The organism is Chryseobacterium sp. SIMBA_028 (assembly GCF_046535285.1).
In the GTDB taxonomy this organism is placed as follows: domain Bacteria; phylum Bacteroidota; class Bacteroidia; order Flavobacteriales; family Weeksellaceae; genus Chryseobacterium.
The window spans coordinates 1-234 of record NZ_JAWRWZ010000849.1; the positions used below are offsets into that span (position 1 = coordinate 1).

Consider the following 234-nt stretch of genomic DNA (forward strand, 5'->3'; position numbering starts at 1 on the left):
CATGTCGTGGCGGATTGCGTCCTGGCTAAATTCCGTTGATAAACCAACAGTTTGCGTGACGCATGGCGGCGTCATTCGCAGTCTTTTCAAGATGATTGCCGATGTGCCGAAGCACGAAGCCGCCGAAGGCGACATTCCGCAGGACCGGATCTTGAAGATCGACAGGGCGGAACGGCTGATCGGCTGGATCTGATCCCGGTTACTGGACGATATCGAGGTCGTTGATGACGCGCT

1 protein-coding gene is annotated in these 234 nt (G+C 56.0%); it reads left to right on the forward strand.

Going from position 1 to position 234, the window contains the following annotated elements; genetic code table 11:
• Positions 1 to 193: hypothetical protein (locus tag SCA31_RS25590; protein WP_410699727.1), on the forward strand; the 193-nt coding region annotated here is incomplete at its 5' end.
• Positions 194 to 234 lie beyond the last annotated feature (41 nt).